This window comes from Sphingobium sp. B11D3D (assembly GCF_025961755.1).
Classification (GTDB): domain Bacteria; phylum Pseudomonadota; class Alphaproteobacteria; order Sphingomonadales; family Sphingomonadaceae; genus Sphingobium.
Genome location: NZ_JAOQOG010000001.1, coordinates 2,247,125 through 2,268,494, shown reverse-complemented (window position 1 = coordinate 2,268,494; position 21,370 = coordinate 2,247,125). Strand labels below are relative to the sequence as shown.

General features: G+C 64.9%; 21 protein-coding genes. 12 read left to right on the top strand and 9 right to left on the bottom strand.

The window, feature by feature from the left end:
- The first annotated feature begins 4 nt into the window (after positions 1-4).
- A complete protein-coding gene (gene bioB, locus M2334_RS10710; RefSeq protein ID WP_264569965.1) occupies positions 5-1,036 on the top strand; it encodes a biotin synthase BioB in 1,032 nt (343 codons plus the stop codon).
- A 27-nt stretch (positions 1,037-1,063) separates the two neighbouring features.
- Here the strand turns inward: bioB and M2334_RS10705 are convergent, their stop codons facing one another.
- Entirely contained in the window at positions 1,064-1,747 is a 684-nt protein-coding gene (locus M2334_RS10705; protein WP_264569966.1) for a CDP-alcohol phosphatidyltransferase family protein, read from the bottom strand.
- 179 nt (positions 1,748-1,926) lie between these two features.
- Between M2334_RS10705 and M2334_RS10700 the strand changes: the two genes are divergently transcribed.
- The 7 genes from M2334_RS10700 (at position 1,927) to M2334_RS10670 (ending at position 10,428) form a co-directional block, all read left to right on the top strand.
- Entirely contained in the window at positions 1,927-3,288 is a 1,362-nt protein-coding gene (locus tag M2334_RS10700; RefSeq protein WP_181559278.1) for an exopolysaccharide biosynthesis polyprenyl glycosylphosphotransferase, read from the top strand.
- A gap of 129 nt (positions 3,289-3,417) precedes the next feature.
- Positions 3,418-4,557, top strand: a complete 1,140-nt coding sequence (locus M2334_RS10695) for a glycosyltransferase family 2 protein (RefSeq protein ID WP_264594751.1) — start codon at positions 3,418-3,420, stop codon at positions 4,555-4,557.
- A 66-nt stretch (positions 4,558-4,623) separates the two neighbouring features.
- Complete coding sequence (locus tag M2334_RS10690) at positions 4,624-5,364, top strand: class I SAM-dependent methyltransferase (protein ID WP_264605387.1); 741 nt, start codon at positions 4,624-4,626, stop codon at positions 5,362-5,364.
- Positions 5,365-5,380: 16 nt separating this feature from the next.
- Entirely contained in the window at positions 5,381-6,721 is a 1,341-nt protein-coding gene (locus M2334_RS10685; protein WP_264605386.1) for a hypothetical protein, read from the top strand.
- Positions 6,718-7,902: a glycosyltransferase family 4 protein gene (locus M2334_RS10680; RefSeq protein WP_264605385.1), complete on the top strand. Its 1,185-nt coding sequence runs from the start codon at positions 6,718-6,720 to the stop codon at positions 7,900-7,902. The genes M2334_RS10685 and M2334_RS10680 overlap by 4 nt, the downstream gene beginning before the upstream one ends.
- A gap of 5 nt (positions 7,903-7,907) precedes the next feature.
- Positions 7,908-8,672: an FkbM family methyltransferase gene (locus M2334_RS10675; RefSeq protein ID WP_264606077.1), complete on the top strand. Its 765-nt coding sequence runs from the start codon at positions 7,908-7,910 to the stop codon at positions 8,670-8,672.
- A complete protein-coding gene (locus M2334_RS10670) occupies positions 8,656-10,428 on the top strand; it encodes an MFS transporter (protein ID WP_264605384.1) in 1,773 nt (590 codons plus the stop codon). The genes M2334_RS10675 and M2334_RS10670 overlap by 17 nt, the downstream gene beginning before the upstream one ends.
- Before the next feature lie 9 nt (positions 10,429-10,437).
- Here M2334_RS10670 and M2334_RS10665 read toward each other — a convergent pair whose 3' ends face one another.
- Positions 10,438-11,055, bottom strand: coding sequence for a YceI family protein (locus M2334_RS10665; protein WP_264572508.1), 618 nt, complete (start codon positions 11,053-11,055; stop codon positions 10,438-10,440).
- Between the two features lie 114 nt (positions 11,056-11,169).
- Entirely contained in the window at positions 11,170-11,919 is a 750-nt protein-coding gene (locus tag M2334_RS10660; protein WP_264605383.1) for a sulfite exporter TauE/SafE family protein, read from the bottom strand.
- A gap of 280 nt (positions 11,920-12,199) precedes the next feature.
- On the opposite strand from M2334_RS10660, the gene M2334_RS10655 reads away from it, so the two are divergent.
- The 3 genes from M2334_RS10655 (at position 12,200) to M2334_RS10645 (ending at position 14,013) form a co-directional block, all read left to right on the top strand.
- Complete coding sequence (locus tag M2334_RS10655) at positions 12,200-12,379, top strand: hypothetical protein (RefSeq protein WP_264605382.1); 180 nt, start codon at positions 12,200-12,202, stop codon at positions 12,377-12,379.
- Positions 12,380-12,382: 3 nt separating this feature from the next.
- Positions 12,383-13,384: a TerC family protein gene (locus M2334_RS10650; protein WP_264605381.1), complete on the top strand. Its 1,002-nt coding sequence runs from the start codon at positions 12,383-12,385 to the stop codon at positions 13,382-13,384.
- Positions 13,385-13,518: 134 nt separating this feature from the next.
- The gene (locus tag M2334_RS10645) at positions 13,519-14,013 is read left to right on the top strand and encodes a mismatch-specific DNA-glycosylase (RefSeq protein ID WP_264605380.1); all 495 of its coding nucleotides are present in this window, start codon (positions 13,519-13,521) and stop codon (positions 14,011-14,013) included.
- Between the two features lie 58 nt (positions 14,014-14,071).
- On the opposite strand, the gene ilvC is transcribed toward M2334_RS10645, so the two are convergent.
- From ilvC to miaA, 6 genes are all read right to left on the bottom strand, one after another.
- Entirely contained in the window at positions 14,072-15,091 is a 1,020-nt protein-coding gene (gene ilvC, locus M2334_RS10640; RefSeq protein WP_181559289.1) for a ketol-acid reductoisomerase, read from the bottom strand.
- Between the two features lie 156 nt (positions 15,092-15,247).
- Positions 15,248-15,760, bottom strand: coding sequence for an acetolactate synthase small subunit (gene ilvN / locus M2334_RS10635; protein WP_264586963.1), 513 nt, complete (start codon positions 15,758-15,760; stop codon positions 15,248-15,250).
- Between the two features lie 49 nt (positions 15,761-15,809).
- Entirely contained in the window at positions 15,810-16,172 is a 363-nt protein-coding gene (locus M2334_RS10630; RefSeq protein ID WP_264576072.1) for a hypothetical protein, read from the bottom strand.
- Positions 16,172-17,917, bottom strand: a complete 1,746-nt coding sequence (locus tag M2334_RS10625; protein ID WP_264605379.1) for an acetolactate synthase 3 large subunit — start codon at positions 17,915-17,917, stop codon at positions 16,172-16,174. Before M2334_RS10625 ends, M2334_RS10630 begins: the two co-directional genes overlap by 1 nt.
- Before the next feature lie 243 nt (positions 17,918-18,160).
- The gene (locus M2334_RS10620; RefSeq protein ID WP_264594740.1) at positions 18,161-19,366 is read right to left on the bottom strand and encodes a collagen-binding domain-containing protein; all 1,206 of its coding nucleotides are present in this window, start codon (positions 19,364-19,366) and stop codon (positions 18,161-18,163) included.
- Positions 19,367-19,495: 129 nt separating this feature from the next.
- Entirely contained in the window at positions 19,496-20,449 is a 954-nt protein-coding gene (gene miaA, locus M2334_RS10615; protein WP_264594739.1) for a tRNA (adenosine(37)-N6)-dimethylallyltransferase MiaA, read from the bottom strand.
- Between miaA and serB the strand changes: the two genes are divergently transcribed.
- Positions 20,448-21,356, top strand: a complete 909-nt coding sequence (gene serB / locus M2334_RS10610; RefSeq protein ID WP_264594738.1) for a phosphoserine phosphatase SerB — start codon at positions 20,448-20,450, stop codon at positions 21,354-21,356. The two genes, miaA and serB, sit on opposite strands and share 2 nt — an antisense overlap.
- Positions 21,357-21,370 lie beyond the last annotated feature (14 nt).

Genomic DNA, 21,370 nt, shown 5'->3' with positions numbered 1-21,370 from the left:
GGCTATGACACAGCTTTCATCCGCAGCCGCGCCGGTGACAACCGCCCCCCGAACCGACTGGACGCGCGAGGAAATCGCCGCGCTGTTCGATCTGCCGTTCATGGATCTGCTCTATGAGGCGCAGGGCGTGCATCGGGCCAATCATCCGCGCAACGAGGTGCAGCTCTCGACGCTGCTCTCGATCAAGACCGGCGGCTGCCCGGAGGATTGCGGCTATTGTAACCAGTCCGTCCATGCAGAGACCGGCCTCAAGGCCACCAAGCTGATGGACGTGCGCGCCGTGCTGCAATCCGCCGCCCAGGCCAAGGATGCCGGTTCGGGCCGCTTCTGCATGGGCGCGGCCTGGCGCAACCCCAAGGACCGCGACATGCCCGCGCTCATCGAGATGGTGAAGGGCGTGCGCGAAATGGGCATGGAAACCTGCATGACGCTGGGGATGCTGACGCCGGGTCAGGCCCAGATGCTCGCCGAAGCCGGACTGGATTATTATAATCACAACATCGACACCGCGCCGGAGAAATATGGCGAGGTGATCACGACGCGCAGCTTCGCCGATCGCATCGAGACCCTGGAGGCCGTGCGCTCCGCTGGGATCAACGTCTGTTGCGGTGGCATTGTGGGCATGGGCGAGACGCGGGAGGATCGCATCGGCTTCATCCACGCGCTGGCGACGATGCCGCATCCGGAGAGCGTGCCGATCAACGCGCTGGTGCCGGTGAAGGGCACCGTGCTTGGCGACATGCTCGCCGATACGCCGCTCGCCAAGATCGACGAGATCGAGTTCGTCCGCACGGTGGCGGTGGCGCGGCTCGCCATGCCGCAGGCGATGGTCCGCCTTTCAGCGGGGCGGGAGAGCATGAGCGAGGCCTGTCAGGCGCTCTGCTTCATGGCTGGGGCCAACAGTATCTTTACCGGCGACAAGCTGCTCACCACACCCAATGCCGGCGACGACAAGGATGGCGCGCTGCTCGCCAAGCTCGGCATCGCGGCGATGCAGGCTGCGCCGCATGGTCATCTGGAAGAGGCCGCCGAATAAGGCAGGCCCCGTTCGGCGCGGCGGCGTTTAGCCGCGCCGGGCGTTGTCCGACCGGGACAGTTGACGGCCCGCAACGAGCGTCTGGCTGACGAACAGCACCACGAAGATCACGCCCACGCCGCCGACGATCATGTCGAACGGCGAGATGGCCGGTGCCCGGGTGGGGTCGGTGAGCATCATCCCAATGGTCATACCGATCAGCACGAAGCGCAGCTCCGTCGGCCCGGCAATGCCGTAGGAGAGCTTGAATTCGCCCATCACCCGAGCCGCGAGATAGGCGTGGATGGAGAGCAGCAGATAGCCGACGACCGCGAACATCGCGACGTCCACCCGGACATAGGGACTGAAGCCCATGCCGCCCAGAATGAGCAGGGTCACGATCCCGTCGCAGCTATGGTCGATGAAGTAACCGTAGGACGGCCGCTCGATGTGGCGATAGCGGGCGAGGCTGCCATCCAGCGAGTCGCCGAACCACTGCATCACATAGCCGGCCATCGCCAGCCACAGCCATTGGTCGCCAAAGCTGCTGCCGGCATAGCCGACGAAGGTGGCAAGCCCGCCCACCACGCCCAGCGTCGTGAGCATATCGGGCGTGACCCAGCGGGGCATGATGCTGCACAGCCAGTTCAGCAGACGTCTCTCCGGCGCCGCAAGCAGGTTGTTTTGAATCCTGTTCACGGCTGGCGCTGGTCTGTTGGGGCTATGCTGCATCATCTCTCCGCGGCGTTCTGGGGCGGCCGTCATAAAAGGGTCATACACGATATTCCAGCGATGATCCCGAATTCCTGCCCCGGCGCGGGACATATGTTGCTGGAACTGCGACGGATGCCACCGCGCCGCCCACGCACAATCTCGTTGACGGCCCCCGCGCAGGGGCATAGCGCGCGGCCATGGCAGCCAAACCAGCGCAGTCGAAGGAAGCAGCACGCCTGCGCCTCTATCTGCTGAGCATCATGCTCGACATGCTGGTGCTCGGGCTGGCCTTTGCCTTAGCCAATCTGCTGGTACTGGGGTCCCTCATCGGCGAGCCGGGCAAGCCGCATGGCTTGGTGATGGCCGCGATGATCGTGCCGGTCTACGTGCTCATTGCCGTGCATGGCGGCGTCTACGGGATAAGGATGATCGGCAATCGTCGGGCGAGCGCCGCCAAGGCGGTATGGTCGCTGGCGCAAGCGGTGATGCTGACCCTGTTCATTATCTATCTCGGCAAGATCGCCGAGCAATTGTCGCGTCTCACCTTCATGGTCGGCCTCGCCTTGTCGGCCGGCGGGCTGATCGCGGTGCGTCCGCTGATCGACAGGCTGGCAATCTGGCTGGTCGGCACGGTGCCGCACATCACGGTGCTGCTGGTCGATGGCGTCGAGATCGAAACGCCGCGCGATGCGTGGCGGGTGGATGCGCAGGCGATCGGCTTCGACCCCACCGCGCGGGATGCCAAGATGGCCGAGCGCCTCGCCGATGGTGTCGGCGGCGCCGAGCGCGTGGTCGTCGCGTGCCCGGCCGAACGGATCGCGGACTGGCGCATCGCGCTTACCTCCCTGTCCGCCAAGGGGGAAATTCTGGTGCCGGAGATGCGCCAGTTCGTGCCCGCGAAAGTGAGCGCCTTTGCCGATCATCCGACGCTGGTGGTGGCCGGCGGGCCATTGCTGTTCCGCGACCGGCTGTTGAAGCGGCTGTTCGATCTGGCGATCTGCGTGCCGGCGATCCTGGCGCTCTCGCCGATCCTCATTTTCGGCGCGCTGGCGGTGAAGCTCTCGGGGCCGGGGCCGGTGTTCTTCCGCCAGCAGCGGCTGGGGCGCGATGCGCGGCCGTTCATGATCCTCAAATTCCGCACTATGCATATGGCGCTGAGCGACCTCAAGGCGGACAAGCTCACCGAAAAGGACGATCCGCGCGTGACCCGCATCGGCGCCTTTCTGCGGCGCACGAGTATCGATGAACTGCCGCAGCTTTTCAATGTGTTGAAAGGCGATATGAGCATCGTCGGTCCCCGCCCGCATGCTCCGGCGGCGAAGGCGGCGCAGAGCCTCTATTGGGAGGTCGATGAGCGCTATTGGGCGCGCCATTGCATCAAACCGGGCATGACCGGTCTGGCGCAGGTGCGTGGCCATCGCGGCCCGACCGACCGGCACGAGGATCTCATCAATCGGCTCCAGTCCGATCTTGAATATGTGACCAACTGGTCGATCTGGCGGGATTTGCGGATAATTGTCGCGACGCTGCGGGTGCTGGCGCATGACAATGCATTCTGAGGATGGGCGTTTTGCAGAGAGGCGTTGTACTCCTGCGAAAGCAGGAGCCCAGGGCGGCAAAGTTCATCTGCTGCGCCCTGGACTCCTGCTTTCGCAGGAGAACAGGGAAGCCCGGAGGGGACACATACGATGACGCCCGTCGATGTGATCCTCGCCCTCATCATCGTGCTATGTGCGGTGCTGTTGGTCTGGCCGTTCCTCATCTATCCGCTCATCCTGCGGCTGCTGCCGACCAAGCCGGTCGAGCACGCGGGCGGCGCGGCCCCACCCACCGTCTCGCTGCTCTTCTGCGCTTATAACGAGGCCGCATCGCTGCCCGCGAAGATCGAGAATTTGCGCCTGCTGAAGGCGCGGCATCCGGGTTTGCAGGTTCTCGCCTTCGACGATGGCTCAAGCGATGGGACGGGCGACCTGCTGGCACTGGCTCAGGACGTCCTCACCCTGCTGCGTGGGCCGGGTCGCAGCGGCAAGGCGCACGGGATGAAGCAGCTGGCGGCCATGGCCACGGGCGACATCCTCGTCTTCACCGACGCCAATGTGCTGCTCGATGCGGACGCCATCGATGCGCTGCTGCCTTATTATGCCGATCCGCAGGTCGGCGGCGTGCTCGGCTCGCTGCATTATGATGGCGCGGATCGCAGCGCTTCGGCGTCTGTGGGCGCGCTCTACTGGCGGCTTGAGGAGCATCTCAAGGATCTCGAGTCGCGCACCGGCAATGTGATGGGGGCGGACGGATCGATCTTCTCTATCCGGCGCGCGCTCTATCCTGATTTCCCCGACAGCGTGCTGGACGATCTCACCGTCTCCATGGCCGTGGTCTTCGCCGGCCGCCGACTCATCAAGGCCAAGGACGTGATCGCCCGCGAGGCGATGGTGGCCCAGCGCGCGGACGAATATCGCCGCAAGGTGCGCATCGCCGCCCGCAGTTGGCACACGCACCGGCATTTGCGGCCGGGATTGCGGCGGATGAGCCGGCTCGACCGGTTCAAATATGGCTCGCGCAAGATTGTGCGCTGGTTCGGTGGCCTGTGGATCGCTCTGGCGGTGCTGGCGGCGCTGGCACTGGCCTGGCGGATCACGCCCGTTGCCGCAGTCGCGCTGGTCGCGGCCGGGCTGGTGCTGGCGATGCTGGGCGCGATGGCAAGACGCGGGCCGCTCGCGGCGATCTTCGATCTTTTGCTGGCCTATATGGCGACTTTGAAGGGCGTGCTGCTCGCCATGCGCGGGCAGACCTTCACGCTGTGGACGCCCGCCAAGTCCCGCGACTGAGGCCGTGCACGCAAAGATGTGCGGTTCCTCTCGCTTTCGGGGTGCAGCATTGTATAGGCTCGCGCCATGATCACCATGCAACGCGTGCGCAAGGCCGCAGGTAAGCATTTCTCGAGAGCCGAACTGGCCGTGCGGTCAGCCTTCGGTGCTGCGCGTGACCGGCACTGCCCGGCGTGCCGGCGCGATGTGGTGGGCTTCTTCCGCTATGGCGATGAAGCGGAATGGGGATGCCTCGATTGCGGCGCATCGCCGCGCGAACGGCTGATGCACCATCTCCTCGATGAAGGTGTCATCACCTTGCCGGCCTGGAGCGCGGTGCTGCATTGCGCGCCGGGCGAGGCGAGCCTGATCGAGCGGTTCCGTGCCCATGCCGGCGATTATGTGCCCGCCGATATCGACCCCTCACGCTATGCCGTCCCCGGTGTCCAGCACCTGGACCTGATGGCGATGACCGACGACTCGCGATACGACCGCATTTATGCCAGCCATGTGATGGAGCATGTGCCTGACGACGCGGTGGTGCTGCGCAATCTGCTGCGGGCGCTCAAGCCCGGCGGCGAGGCCTGGCTGCTCGTGCCGCTGTGGGATCGTCCCAGCGAGGATGGCCCGCCCGATCTCTCCGGCCGTGAGCGGGAGCGGCGCTTCGGCCAATGGGACCATGTCCGCCAATATGGCCGTGACTTTGCCGAGCGCATCCGCGCGGCCGGGTTCGAGGTGGACCTGATCGATGCCGCGTCCCGGCCGCCCGAAGCGGTGAGGCGGGAGGCCCTGGCCGACACGCTGTTCCGCGCCCGTCGACCGGCATGATGAGCCTGCGGGGGTGATGGCCGGCCTGATTGCGCTGGCGGGGCGTCTTGAGCGTCATTCCGGGCTGCTCGGGCTGGTGAAGCTGGGCAATGTGGCCCTTGCCATGCTGTGGGGCTTCGTCGTCACCTTCGTCTTCGTGCGCATCCTCCCCATTGAGGAATTTCGCGGCTTTCTGGTGTTGGTCGCGTTCGCCAACTTCACCGTGTCCGCCGAGCTTGGCCTGAGCGCCATCGCCTATGCCCGGTTGCGGCGCTTACGAGTGAGCGGGGAGGGCGCATTCGATCCTGCCGAACTGGTCGCCCTGCTGTGGATTCTTGCTGGCCTCGTGGCCTTGGGCGCCGTGCTGATCGGTGGCGCCATCGCGACGGGCTGGCTCAAGACCGACTATCCGGCGCTGTTCATCACCTTCTATCTTGTCGCCGCCTTCAATCTGCTCACCCTGCTGGCGCGGCGGGCGCTGGCCGCGGTCGATCACAATCTCTGGTGGGAAGCGCTGGACAGCATCCGCCGTATCTCCGGCCTCGCGCTGCTGCTGGCGGCGCTAGGGCCGCTGCCCATTCTCGCCTCGGTGCTCATTCAACTGGTCGTCGCGCTCGGGGTGCTGTGCGCCGGGCTTGCGACCTTCCACGCGACATTGGCGATGCGGCGGCGCGACTGGATTGTGCTGGGGCCGGGGCTGGCGGCGGTGCGGGTGCATTATCTCTCCGATTTCGGCCACACCGGCCTTCTCACGCTGTGTGATGTCGGCGCCTATAACGCGCCCTATTTCACCATCGTCGCGGTGACGCCGGACCCACGGCCGCTGCTGCTCTTCGATCTGGTGTTTAAGCTGTCCCGCTCGCTGTCCGCCGTCATTCGCGCTCTTGCGGAGACGGTTCTGCCCGGCCTGACGCGCGCGGCCTATCAGGGCGATGGGGCCGGCGTGCGGCGCGCTGTCCTGCGCTGCCTTGGCTGGTCGCTGGGTGCCACGATGGCAGGCGGCGCCGCGCTGCTAATTGCGGGAAAGCTGGTCGCCCACATCATATTCGACGGCAATCTCGACCTGCAATATTCTGAAATTGCGATGATGATTGCGCTGCTCTTTGGCCTCAGCCTCATTTGCGTCTCGGTCTATCTGCAGTGGGGATTGGGGCGGTTCGGGGCCTTGCTGCGGCCTTCGATGCTGCTGTTGCTCGGCAGTGTGCTGGCGGTTCCGCTCGCCATGCCCATGCATGAGAGCCTCGGCTGGACTCTCTCCGCCGGGTTTCTGGCTCTCTACGCCGCTGTTCATGTTTCGCTGGGGCTGGTTCATGGGCGTATGCTGATGCATCTGACAGGAGCGCGGGGCGCAGAGGCGCAGGCAAGGGGCAGCGTGTGAAGATTTCGATGATCGATCCCTCGCTGTTTACGCCGCGCTATGACGATGGGCTGTGCGAGGCGCTGGCCGCGCGCGGCAATGACGTGACATTGATTGGCCGGCCGATGCGCGAAACCGATGCCATCGTGCCCAGGCGCTACCGCTATGAGCCCCGCTTCTTCAGGATTGGCGAGCGGCTGCGACCGGTTTTGGGGGATGGTCGCGTCGGGCAGATCGCCAAGGCCGCGGATTATGCACTGGATGCCCGGCTCGGCCGCCTCGGCTCGCTGGCAGGCGATGTGGCCCATTTCCAGTGGCTGCCGCTTGCCATGGTGGACAAGATCCTGCTCGATCGGCTGGCGGGGCGGACAGCGCTGGTCCACACCGTTCACAATGCCCGGCCGTTCCATGGCGAGGATCGCTCGGGCGTGCAGGGGCGCGGCTATGAGGCGTTGCTGCGGCAGTTTGATCTGCTGATCGTCCATGGCGATCAGACGCGCGAGACGCTGCTCAAGCAGGGGATCGACCCTGCCGACATCGCGCTGGTGCCGCATCCGCCGATGACCTTGCGGGAGGCAACGGCGGAGGATTTGGCCGCCGTCCCGCGCGGAACTGTGCCACGCATTCTCTTCTTCGGCACGATTCGGCCCTATAAGGGGCTGGATCTGCTGGTGCAGGCCTGTCTCGACCTCTGGCGCGACGGGCTCGACTTTGAGCTGGCCATTGCCGGCAAGCCGTTCATGCCGGTCGAGGCGTTTCTGCAGGCCATTCATGGGGGCGGCTTTAGCGAGCGGCTGGTGACCGATCTCGGCTTCCTCACGGAGCATCGCCTCGATGCGCATCTGCGCGCGGCGGACATTCTGGCGTTTCCCTATCGCGAGATCGATTCGAGCGGTGCCTTCCTCTCCGCGCTGCGCTATGGCGCCGCCATGGTAACCAGCGATGCCGGCATGTTCGGCGACCTTCCCGATGCCGTGGCGACGCGCTTTCCGGCGGGCAATGCCCCGGCGCTGGCGGTGGCCCTGCGCCAACTCATCGTCGATGCGCGCCGCCGGCAGGAGGCGGGGGAGGCCGCGCGCGCTCATGGTCAGGTGATGACCGGATGGGATGTCGCCGCCGCGCAGACGCAAGAGGCCTACCAGATCGCGCGTGAGCGTTTCGCTGGCAGAACGGGGCATACAGCTGGGGAGAGCGCGGCATGATCGACCTGCGCCGCTACCGCCGCGAACTGCGCGACCGCTGGCTGGCCGTGCGGCTGGGCCTTGTCGGCCGCCAGCATCAATATGGCGAGATTGTCTCGCTGCGCCGGCTGATCGGGCATTTCGGCATCGATTGCGTGATCGATGTCGGCGCCAATGCCGGGCAATATGCCACGATGTTGCGCAAGGATGTCGGCTTTCGCGGCACGATCCTCTCGTTCGAGCCGCACCCCGAGGTCTGCGCGAAGCTGGTGGAGATCGCCGGCAAGGATGCACGGTGGCACGTCCACAATATTGCCCTCTCGGATCGGGATGGCGAGGCGACCTTCCACCTGATGGCGGCCGACCAGTTCAGCTCGCTCAATGCCCCTCAGGATGGCCTTGAGCAGATTTTCGCCGAGCGCAACAAGGTCACGCGCACCGTGCATGTGCCCTGCGCCCGGCTCGATACGCTGCTGCCCGATCTGGAGCCGGCGCGCGATGCTAACGCGATTCTGCTCAAGATGGATACGCAGGGGCATGACGCGCAGGTCTGGTCCGGGGCCAGCGCGGTCGCCGGGCGGATCACCGCCGCGCAGACCGAACTGTCGGTGCGCCCGCTCTACGATGGCGCGACGGACTATCGCACGATGATCGCGCTTCTGGAGCGCGGCGGCTTCGTGCCCAATGCGGTGTTCGCCAACAACAAGGGCCATTTCCCGCTGCTGGTGGAAATGGACGGCCTGTTCATTCGCGCAGATCTGGCGCGTGAGGGCAATGTCCCGATCGTCTGATCCGGCGCACGGGCGCCCGCTGGCTCTCGCAACGGCGCTGGTGGCGGGCGGTGTGCTGTGCCTCGCGCTGAGCTGGGGCACCTGGATGTGGCATTTGCGCGGCCAGTATGGCCGGAGCATTTCCGAATATCTGTTCGCCCGGCAGGATATGTGGATGCTGGACGCGCAGGCGTTTGGCCTTTTGGTCGCGGGTTTTATCGTTGGCCTCCGGGCGCGGGGCGGTCGGCTGGCTGACCAGCACGCAAGTGGCGGCACCTTCGCCGGGAGGGCGCTGGTTCCCGTCGGCATCCTCATCATTGTCCTGCTCGCCTGGCTAGGGCGAACCTGGGTCTTCCATGGCTACAGCGTTTCGCGCGATGAGGTGATGGTCGAGCTGACGGCGGGCGCGCTCGCCCATGGCATGATCGGCTGGCCGATTCCCGAAGCCTGGAACGCCGTCCGCCATGCGATGCAGCCGGAATTCTACAGTCCCTACGGTTCGGATACGCATTGGACCTCGATCTATCTGCCGGTCCATGCCGCAATCCGCAGCCTGTTTCAGCGGGTCGGGCTGGCTGATCTCGCCGCCCCGCTGACCCTCGGCGCGGGCCTCGTCGCGCTCTGGCATATCACGCGGCACCTCAACCCGGATCGGCGCGATGCTGCGCTGGTGACGATGGTTATGGCGCTCACCTCCGCGCAATTGCTCGTCACCGCCATGACGCCTTATGCGATGACGAGCCATTTCGCGTTCAACATGATCTGGCTGGCGCTGGTGTTGCGTGGCGGGGCGCTGGGGCATGGACTGGCGGCATTGGTCGCAGTTCTGGCCGCGGGGCTGCATCAGTGGCACTTCCCGCTGCTGTTTATCGCGCCGTTCATCCTGTGGATGGCGGCCAATCGCCGCTGGCGTCCGGCGCTGTTCCATATCTGTGTCGCGCTCGCTCTGATGGTGATCTGGGCCCGGCTCTGGCCGATGGCGCTGGCCGAGCTGGTCGGCCCGGCACCGCCAAGCGATGTCCACCGCACCAACAGCATCGTCGACAAGCTGATCAGCCTCTTCGGTCGGCTCGATAATCTCCAGCCGCTGCTGAACATTTCGCGGCTGATGGCCTGGAACAATCTGCTGCTCCTGCCGCTCGCCGGCCTGGCAGTGTTGGGCGTGCGCTGGCGGAGTGTGTGGCGTGACGTGCCGGTGACTGTACCGCTGCTGCTGGGCGTGATCGCCGGTCTCTGCCTTGCGCTCTATCAGGGCTATGGCTGGGGCTTCCGATACATGCACGGCCAGATCGGGGCGCTCTGCCTCCTCGCCGGGCTGGGCTGGCGCGCGGTCGTGCCGCGCGATGCGCGCTATGGCCGGGTGCTGCTGGTGGCCGGTGCTCTGTTCGCGCTGCTGGGTACGCTCTGGCAGGCGCGCGATACCGAGCACTATGTGCGGGGCTATGCTAAGACGATGGCGGCCATTCGCGCGTCCGATGCCGATGTGGTGCTGGTCGATATTCGCGGCGGCTATTTCATGACCGACCTTGTGCGCTTCGATGCCGATGGTGCGCCCGGCAAACCGGCAGTGATGGCGCTGCAAATGCTCAAGGCCACCGATCTGGCGGCCCTGTGCGCACGCTATGATGTGGCGGTGATGGATTTTCGGCAGTTCCAACCGCTCGGCGTCTATCCGCTCTCGCCAATCTTCAAGGGGGATGACGGGATCGTCGCGCGGCGCGCCCATCTTGCGCGCATGGGCTGTGACCGGCCGGTGATCGCCTCACCGGCCGGATAGTCTCAGCGCTTACTTGGTGAAGCCGGCGACGATCTCGAGCTTAACCTCGTCACCCACCATCGGCAGGCCGTAAGCAACGCCAAAGTCGCTGCGCTTGATCGAGCCGGTGGCGGTGAAGCCGACATTTTCCTTGTTACCCATGCCCATGCCGGCGCCATAGAAGCGCGCGTCCAGCGTCACCGGCTTGGTCACGCCGTTCAGCGTGAAGTTGCCGGTGATCTTGGCAGCCTGACCGTCCACGACGACGCTGGTCGAGACGAAGCGGGCGTCGGCGGGCGTCGGGCCGAAGAAGTCGGCGGCCTTGCCATCCTTGCCGGCGCGCAGCAGGTGAGCCGTCAGACCCGCGCTGGCGGTGGTGACCTTGGAGACGGGGATGGTTACATCGACCTTGGCCGCCGAAGGGTTTTTGGGGTCGAGCTGGAGCGTGCCGGTGATGTCACCGAAAATGCCGAAATAGGGCGTGAAGCCCAAATGATCGACTTCCCACTTCACCAGCGTGTGGCCGGGATCGGCGGTATAGGTGCCGCCGGAAATCGCGGCGGGGTCCGGCTTGCCAGGCTGTGCGACCAGCCCGCCGGTGATGCCGGCAAGAAGAAGAGCGGGAAGGGCAGCGTGAATGAGGCGCATATCTGTGTCTCCTGATCGTCTGCGAGGGGGATTGAGAACGATACGCCTTAGCATAGCGTGCCACTCGCCGCTGTCATCAGGGGATTATCGGGTGCGGATCGAAGGGCGCCGGCTTTACATCAGCGCATCGGCGAGCAGTTTCACGCCGAGCAGGATCATCAGGACATAGATCAGCACATAGAAGCGCTCCGGCTCGACCTTGCGGACCAGCTTCACGCCCAGCATCGTGGAGATGAGGGCGAGGGGGATCAGCGCAGCGGTTGCGAGCAGATTGGCGTGGGTGAACTGGCCGAGCGCGGCATAGGCCGGCACCTTGATCCAGTTCATCACCGCAAAGGCGATGGCGGTGGTGCCGACGAGCGTATCGCGCGGAAGCTTGCGGGGCAGCACCCACATCTGGAAGGGCGGCGAACCGGCATGGGCGACGTGGCTGGTGAAGCCCGATGCGACGCCGAACAGCACGCCCAGCCATGCCGGGGAATTGGAGGGCAGGGTGATCGCATGGCCCCGCTCAACCCACAGGCGCTGCAGGCCGAAGAGGATCGAGATCGCGCCGAGCACGCCCAGCACGACATCCGCCGAGACCTGCGCGGAGAAGAAATAGCCCAGCGCCACGCCAATGGTCATGCCGGGGATCATCACCGCGAGCACATGCCCATCCCAGGTGCGGCGGAACGCCCAGACGCCCACCACATCCTGCACGATCAGGATCGGTAGCAGGATAGCCGCGGCCCGCACCGGGTCGATCGCAAGGGCGAGGATAGGCATGGCCAGCGAGCCCGCGCCGGAGAAGCCACCCTTGGCGAGGCCGGAAATCACCACGGCGACCACCGCGCACAGAATGTAGAAGGGATCGAGTGGCATGGGGATCGAGACCTCGGGCTTCGCGGCCCGGCAGGCGCGATGTCATCTGGCATAGCGCCTCGGTCACGGCCCGACGCAAGTTTTTTCGCATCGCCCTCTTGAAACCTGCCGCGCTATCTCCAAAATGCCGCCTGCGGACCGGGCCCCTCTGGCGCAGCGCTCAAACATGAGCGCCTCGCGATGTCGGACCGCATCGGGTGATACCGGTGCAGGTTCGGTTTTTCAGGCTCAGGCATCCAGTCATCCGATCACGTGCAACGCACTTTGGAGGATGACGTTCATGAATATCTTCACGTTCAATCTGATGGTCCTGCTGCAACGCGTCGACGATGCGCTGTCCAGCGAACGGGGCAAGGCGCGGCCCGATGGTCATCTCGTCGCGCGCTTGCGTCTGCGCCGCGATGTGCTGATGAGCCGCCTGCGGCGCTCGCTGGCCGGCCCCCGGGTACTGGGGGCCTGACGCATGGAATTTCTGGATATTCTCTGGCTCGGCAAGCCGGCCTGGATGTGGCTCATGTTCATGGGCCTCGTGCTGGCGCTGCTGGTCTTCGATCTGGGCGTGCTGCACAAGGAGGAGAAGGAAATCGGCGTGCGCGAGAGCCTCGCCATGTCCGCCTTCTACATCACGCTCGGTCTGGCCTTTGGTGGCTGGATCTGGTGGCAGCTTGGGCCGACGGCGGGCCTGAATTACGTCACGGGCTTCGTGGTCGAGAAGAGCCTGGCGATGGACAATGTCTTCGTCATTGCGATGATCTTCACCTATTTCGGCATCCCGCGCCTGTACCAGCACCGCGTGCTGTTCTGGGGCATTCTCGGCGTCATCATCCTGCGCGCGATCATGATCGGCTTCGGTGCCGCCGCCGTGCAGCGCTGGGATTGGGTGCTGTATGTCTTTGCGGCCTTCCTCATCTTCACCGGCATCAAGATGTGGCGCAATGCAGAAGCCGAGTATGAGGTCGGCAACTCGCCCGTGCTGCGGTGGATCAAGCGCCGCTTCCGGGTGACGGAGGAGCTGCACGGCCATCACTTCTGGGTGAAGCTGCCCGATGGCGCGACCGGGCGGACGGTGCGCTACATGACGCCGCTGTTCCTGGCGCTGCTGATGGTCGAGTTCGTCGACGTGGTTTTCGCAGTGGATTCGGTGCCGGCGATCTTCGCCATCACCACCGATCCGTTCATCGTCTACACCTCGAACATCTTCGCCATTCTGGGCCTGCGCGCGCTGTATTTCGCCCTGGCGGCGATGGTGCATCGCTTCCATTACCTCAAATATGCGCTCAGCCTGTTGCTGGTGTTCATCGGCTCCAAGATCGTCCTGGCCGATGCGCTCGGCATCGCCAAGATCCCGCCGGTGGTGTCGCTCAGCGTCACCTTCGTCATTCTGGCAGGCGGCGTGTTCTACTCCTTGTGGAAGACGCGGGGCGAGCCGGTGGTGGTGCTGCCTGCCGAGGCCAACAACGTCTGACGCGATCCCGAAACGCCTCTCCGCACGATGGGGAGGCGTTTTCATCTCATCCCCTTACCGAGCGGCCCTCTGCGGCCTACATGAGGGGCATGATGGTTTTGCCCAGATCAGGTCCGTTGCCAGATGACTTCACCGTGCCGGACCTGTTGGCGCCGGGCTTGCGGCTGGTCTTCTGCGGAACGGCGCTCGGGCGCCAGTCGGCGCAGGCGCGGGCTTATTATGCCAATCCGGCCAATTTGTTCTGGCGCACGCTGCATCAGGTCGGGCTGACGCCGGAGCGGTTCTCGCCGTGCGATTATCCGCGGTTGCTGGATCTGGGCATCGGCCTCACCGATCTTTCCAAAGGTCATTTCGGCAATGATGCCGAGCTGCCGGCCGACGCGCTGGATGGGGCGGTGCTGCGCGAAAAAATGCTGCGTTACCAGCCTGCTATCCTCGCCTTCACCAGCAAGACCGGCGCGAGCCGATTGCTCGATCGGCCGACCGGCCGGATCGTGCTGGGCGAACAGGTTGAGCGGATCGGGATAACCCGCCTGTTCGTGCTGCCGTCGCCATCCGGCTCCGGGCGGCGCTATTGGGATATCGCGCCATGGCAGGCGCTGGCCGATCTGGTGAATGGCAGCGCGTAAGAGAAAGGGCGGCGAACCAACGGTCCGCCGCCCCATATCTAGGCGATGCCGGTAAGGCTTAGTTCTTAGCCTGATCCACCAGCTTGTTGGCGCCGATCCAGGGCATCATGGCGCGCAGCTGGGCGCCGGTCTGCTCGATCGGGTGGGCGGCAGCGGCCTTGCGGCTGGCCTTCAGCTCCGGCTGGCCGGCGCGGTTGTCGAGCACGAAGTTTTTGACGAAGCGGCCGGACTGGATGTCCTCGAGCACCTTCTTCATCTCCCACTTGGTCTCTTCGGTGATGATGCGCGGACCGGTGGTGATGTCGCCATATTCGGCGGTGTTCGAGATCGAGTAGCGCATGTTGGCGATGCCGCCCTCATACATCAGGTCAACGATCAGTTTCACCTCGTGGAGGCACTCGAAATAGGCCATCTCCGGCGCGTAACCGGCTTCCACCAGCGTTTCGAAACCAGCCTGGATGAGGTGGGTCAAGCCACCGCACAGCACAGCCTGCTCGCCGAAAAGGTCGGTCTCGCACTCTTCCTTGAAGTTGGTCTCGATGATGCCCGAGCGACCGCCGCCGACGCCCGAGGCGTAGGAGAGGGCGATGTCATGGGCATTGCCGGTCGCGTCCTGATGGACGGCGATGAGGCACGGCACGCCGCCGCCCTTCACATATTCGCCGCGCACGGTGTGACCCGGGCCCTTGGGCGCGATCATGATCACGTCGACATCTGCCGGCGGCTCGATGAGGCCGAAGTGGACGTTGAGGCCGTGCGCGAACGCCAGCGCGGCGCCGGGGCGCAGATTGCCCTTGATGTCGTTCTCGTAGATCGCGGCCTGATGTTCGTCGGGCGCGAGGATCATCAGCACGTCGGCCCACTTGGCAGCATCCGCATTCGCGAGCACCTTGAAGCCGGCGCCTTCTGCCTTGGTAGCCGAGGGCGAGCCGGGACGCAGCGCGATCGCGACTTCAGCAACGCCCGAATCGCGCAGGTTTTGCGCATGGGCATGGCCCTGGCTGCCATAGCCGAGGATGGCGACCTTCTTGCCCTTGATGAGGCCGATATCGGCATCGCGATCGTAATAAACACGCATTTCCCAGAACCCTTCTCTTTCAGTTCGTCGGGCCGACCTGTGTCGGCATCCATGTAAAAATCTCGTGTCGGCCCCCGCCGGCGGACCGCTCCTGCACCTTTCAGCCGGCAAAGCCAAGCCGGTGTCGCGGTTTTCTGCGGGGTGGACTGGCTAAATTCAGGCGGCGGCGCCCCGCAGCATCCCGACAACGCCAGTGCGGCCCACTTCAACGAGCCCCAGTTCGCGCATCAGGCCGACGAACGTATCGACCTTGTTGCTCGGCCCGGTGATCTCGAAGACGAAGCTCTCCAGCGTGGTGTCGACCACCTTGGCGCGGAACACGTCCGCCAGCCGCAGCGCCTCGATGCGCGCCTCGCCAGTGCCGGCGACCTTCACCAGCGCCAGTTCGCGCTCCACGAAGGGGCCGATCTCGGTCAGGTCGGTCACCTTGTGTACGGGCACGAGTCGCTCCAGCTGGGCAATGATCTGGTCGATCACGCGCGGGGGGCCATTGGTCACGATGGTGATGCGGCTGACCTTATGGTCCGCGCTCACGTCCGCGACGGTCAGGCTCTCGATATTATAGCCGCGTGCCGAAAACAGGCCCGCGATCCGCGCGAGAATGCCTGCCTCGTTGGTGACCGTGACGGACAGCACATGGCGTTCGCTGTCCTCCTGGCGGATGTGCATCACTCTTCGTCCTCGTCAAGAAATCGCAATGGGTTCAAAATCGGGTCGGTCAGAGACCGGTTGGATCGTCTGGCGTCCCGGCCGGGCCGTCACTGGCTGGCGGCGCCACCGAGAGCATGCCGGTCATGGCATAATGCCAACCCTCGGGCGTGCGGTGGGCGATGCGCACCGGTTCGCCCAGCATCGCATCGAACACCCGGCGCAGCGGCTCTCCAACATAGCGGGGCGACACCAGAACGCTGTCATAATCCCGCTCGTTGAATTGAAACCGGCTTTCCAATTCGATCACCCACTCGCCAGCATCCTCGTCGCCATGGTCGCGCGTCGTGCCGAACAGGTCGGCACTCTCATTGTGCCGCTCGAAATCGAACGGTTCGCTGACATGGAGGCGAAGGCGGACGGGCTGGGTCATCAGACCAGCGCCCTGGCCTCGTCGTCCATCGTCCCGGAGACCTGGCTGGGGTCGAGCAGCATATCGGTATGCGCCGCACCAGACGGGATCATCGGGAAGCAGTTGGAGAGCTTGGCCACCCGGCAATCGACAATGACCGGGCCCGGCGTGTCGATCATCCGGCGGATGCCGGGGATCAGTTCGTCCATAGTCTCGATGCGAATGCCGGTCGCGCCATAAGCTTCGGCCAGCTTCACGAAATCGGGCAGGCTGTCCGAATAGCTGTGCGAATAGCGGCTCTCATAGGTCAGTTCCTGCCACTGGCGGACCATGCCCATATATTCGTTGTTCAGGATGAAGATCTTGACCGGCAGGCGATACTGGATCGCCGTGCCAAGCTCCTGGATGTTCATCTGGATCGAGGCATCGCCGGCCACGTCGATCACCAGCGAATCGGGATTGCCGAGCTGGGCGCCGATCGCGGCCGGGAAGCCATAACCCATGGTGCCGAGCCCGCCCGAGGTGAGCCACTTGTTCGGTTCCTCGAAATGATAGTGCTGGGCCGCCCACATCTGGTGCTGGCCCACTTCGGTCGTGATGATCGTGTCGCGGTCGCGGGTCGCATTATAGAGCTCGGCGATGGCCCGCTGCGGCATGATTTCCTCGCCGGTCTCGACATAATCGAGGCTCTTGCGTGCGCGCCACTCGTCGATCTGCGACCACCAGCCGCTATAATCGGGCTTCTTGAACCCGCGCGCCTTGAGGCCGGCGATGATCGCCTCGATCGCGCGGCCGACATCGGCAACGGCGGGCACGTCCACCGGCACGATCTTGTTGATCGAGCCGCGGTCGATATCGACATGGATTTTCTTGCTGAGCGGGGCGAACGCATCCAGCCGGCCGGTCACGCGGTCATCGAACCGCGAACCCAGCGCCAGAATGAGATCGGCCTTGTTCATCGCGAAATTGGCTTCGTAGGTGCCATGCATCCCCAGCATGCCCAGCCATTGCGACGAGGAGGCGGGGTAGGCGCCCAGGCCCATGAGCGTCGAGGTGACCGGCGCGCCGAGCATATCGGCCAGCGCCCGCAGCGCTTCGCTGGCGGCGGGGCCGGAATTGATGACGCCGCCGCCCGTGTAGAGGACTGGCTGCTTGGCATCGAGAATGAGCGCAATGGCCTTGTCGATCATCTCCGCATCCGGCTCGGTTTGCGGCCGGTAGCTGGGATGGGCATTAAGCGAGGGCTTCTCATAGGCGGCGGTGGCAACCTGCACGTCCTTGGGAATATCGATCACGACCGGGCCGGGGCGGCCGGAGGTCGCGATGTGGAACGCCTCGTGCACCGTCGCGGCCAGATCGGCCGGGCTTTTCACCAGATAATTATGCTTGGTGCAGTGGCGGGTAAGGCCGACGGTATCGGCTTCCTGGAACGCGTCCGTGCCGATCAGTGTCGTCGGCACCTGCCCGGTGATGACGACCATCGGGATGGAATCCATCAGCGCGTCGGTGATGCCGGTGATCGCGTTGGTCGCGCCGGGGCCGGATGTGACGAGCACGACGCCGGGCTTGCCGGTCGAACGGGCATAGCCCTCGGCGGCGTGGGCCGCAGCCTGCTCGTGGCGGACGAGAATGTGCTGGATCTTCGGGTGATCGTAGATCGTATCATAGATCGGCAGCACCGCGCCGCCGGGATAGCCGAACACGGTGTCGACCCCCAGATCGAGCAGGCATTGAACCAGAATGTCGGCGCCGCTTCTCTCGGCCACGGGAAACTCCTTGAAAACCATTAGCAGCGCCCTTGGTCGAAAGGAGCTGCCCTGACAAGGTTGGTGCCTCTATGGATTATAAAATGCCGTGTCAAATCAATATTGAGTAATAAAATTACAATAACGGAAAAATTTGCAACATTTTATTGGACGGGCATGTTCTCGCCAGCGGCCCAAATGGAAACGGCGCCGACCGAAGTCAGCGCCGTTCCAGCTTTTCAAGGATGATGAAGATCGTGGCCGTCAGGCGAAGGCGACGGTCTTCGCGCGGCGACGCATCGCCAGACCGGTCAGGCCCAGGCCCATGATCATCATCGCCCAGGTGGAAGGCTCGGGCACGGGCACCAGATTGAGGTTGCCGTTGAAGGTGCCGAGGTGGATCTCGCCGCCATTGCCATCAGTATAGCGCCCGACCACGACCGAACCTTCGATCGGGGTGTGGATCAGCAGGCTGGCGCTGGGCGCCAGGACCGAGCCATAAAAAATGTTGCCGGAGAAGTTGAGCGTCTCCGCGTTCACGAAGTTCCAGATGACCTGCTGGTTGTTCGCCTGATTTGCGCCGTTGGAGTTGAAGCCCAGGTTCACATCGGTGCCGAACACATTGATGATGACCGGCGTCGTGCCCGAGAAGTTGTACTTCAGGCTGTTGATCGATGCGAAGTCGGCCGCATTGAAGGAGAACAGCGCATAGCCGGCGCCATTGTCCACGGCGTTCAGCGTCATGGCCGTGCCGGTGATGTCGAAGCCGCTCGGGTTGCTCGCCATGTTGAGCGAGGCGAGTGCGCTCGAGAGCGCGCGCACATCGTCGGAGACCTTGGTCACCGTCGCCGTGATGGGTGCCGAGACCGAGGCCGCATAGCCGGAATTGCCGGAGGCGAGATTGAAGTTGCGCGTGCCGCCGTTGAAGTTGCCAGACGCGGTGCCGCCGACATTCAGCGAGCCGCCACTCTGGTTGATCGTCCCGCCGGAGAAGCTGCCGCCGATCGTATAGACGTCGCCATTGCCGATGTTGGGGTTGCTGCCGGTGAAGTTGCCGCCAACCGTCACGGTGCGGGGCGTCGAGTTCATCGTCAGCCAGCTGTTGCTGACATTGCCGGCGACCGAGGCACTGCCGCCGCTGGCGATGGTGCCGACGCCGCCATTGGATCCGTTATGCACCTTGATATCAGCATTTGAGATATTGCCGCCTACCGTCAGAACGGGAATACCGGCATTCTTTGTCTGGCCCTGGCTCGAATTGCCGATGCCGACTTGGCTCGCGCCGGTCAGGTTGCCGCCGACCAGCATCTTGCCCTCGACATCATGCTTCAGGTTCACGTCACCCAGCACGATGAGATTATAGTTCTTGAGCGCTTCAAGGCCCGCAGCGGCATCGCCGGATGCGAGGGCGGGGGCGCTGGCAAACGCGGCGAGGCCGAGCGCGATGGCAAGGGACGAACGCTTGAGCATGAAACAGGTCTCCGTCGGTGCGGGATGGCGAAAGATGAACGGCCTTTATACCATTTGTCAGAGCGTTGAAGCGTTCATCTTGCACGTCGAAAGCCATGTCCGGTTTTGGTACAGACGAGCAGGTGGCCGTTAATGGCCCTCCGGCGCGATGCTGTTGAAGTCTTCAATGATCACCGCAGCCTGCGGATCGATGGTCGTCCAGCCGGCTTGCCGGCCCCGAGCCCATGTCCGCTGCCGCTTCTGATAGGCGATGGTCTGCTGGAGGATGGCTGCCCGTGCTGTCGCCCGGTCGATTTCGCCCGCCAGCATCGCGGCGAGTTCGCGAACGCCGAGTGCGCGCAGCACCGGTCGATCAGGCGGAATGTCCCGGCGAACGAGCGCTTCGACCTCCTCGATGGCGCCGTGCGCCAGCATGAGATCCAGCCGTTGCTCGGCGCGTTCGGCGAGCACCTCGCGCGGGAGCATCACCACCGCACCGTGAATGCGCATGTGTCCCGCAAGGCCGCCTTCGCGCCGGGCCTGCCATTGGGGGAGCGGCGTCCCGGTCGAGCGGACGACCTCCAGCGCGCGCGCGACGCGCGAGGTATCCGCCGGGTTGAGCCGCCCTGCACTGACTGGGTCTTCCCGTTCCAGCGCGGCATAGCTCTGCGTCACCGGCAGCGCGCGCACGGCCTCGCGGATCGCCGGATCGATGGCCGGGACCGGCGCGATGCCGTGCAGCAGCGTGTGCAGATAAAGCCCGGTGCCGCCCACGAGAATAGCCGGAACGCCTTGCGCATGGGCGGCATCGATTTCTGCCTTGGCGTCCTGCGCCCAGCGCGCGGCCGAGCAATCTTCCATGCCGTCGATATGGCCGAAGAGGCGGTGCGGGGCCTGCGCGAGGTCCTCCTCGGGCGGGCGGGCAGTCAGCACATTCAGGTCCGCATAGACCTGGCTGGCATCGGCATTGATGATGATGCCGCCCGTCGCCCGCGCGAGCCGCATCGCGACTGCGCTCTTGCCGCTGGCGGTCGGCCCGGCAATAAGCGCCACCGGCGGCCGCTCCCGGTCGCGCATTTCGGGCAGGGAATCAGGATCAGGCATGGCTGGCGGCATTTCGAACGGACGGGACATGGTTGCGACCTTAGTCGCGCATGACGGACTTGGGCAGGGGGACGTGACCGCCGCGCGCGATGCGCTGGCGCAGGCGGGTCTCGATGTCGCCGCGCCGGTCTGGATCGAGGCGGGTGAGGCTGTCGACCTGCCCTTCGCCGGTGGCCGGGCCGTTGCGCGCGCGGCGCTGGAAGCGCTGGCGCCGCCCGCCGACCTGTTCGTGCTCGCGGGGGCGAACCGCGATTGCCGTCTGTTCGTGGCGGATATGGATTCGACGATGATCACCGTCGAGTGCATCGACGAGCTGGCCGATTATGCCGGCCTCAAGGAAGAAATCGCGGCGGTGACCGAGCGAGCAATGCGCGGGGAACTGGATTTCGCGCAGGCGCTGACCGGGCGGGTCGCGCTGCTCAAGGGTCTGGACGCGACCATGATCGATCGCTGCCGCGCCGAGCGGGTGCGGCTGATGCCCGGCGCCCGGGCGCTGGTGCAGACCCTGCGGGCACGCGGCGCGCGCACGATCCTGGTGTCCGGCGGGTTCGTGCCGTTCGCGCAGCCGGTCGCGCAGGAGATCGGGTTCGATGTCGCCATTGCCAACACCCTGCACATCGCCGACGGCAAGCTTGCCGGCACGGTCGGCGAACCGATTGTCGATGCCGCACGCAAGCGTGCCGAACTGCTCGGGGCGGCGGAGCAGGGCAGATTGTCGCCCGCGCAATCCATCGCCATCGGTGACGGGGCGAACGATATTCCGATGATCGAGGCGGCCGGGCTAGGCGTTGCCTATCATGCCAAGCCCAAGACACGCGCCGCTGCCGATGCCGCCATCGAGCGGGGTGACCTCAGCGTCCTGCTGCATGCCCTGGGCATCGCTCGGGCGCAGTGGGTGACGGGCTAGCCGGGTCGCGGCCT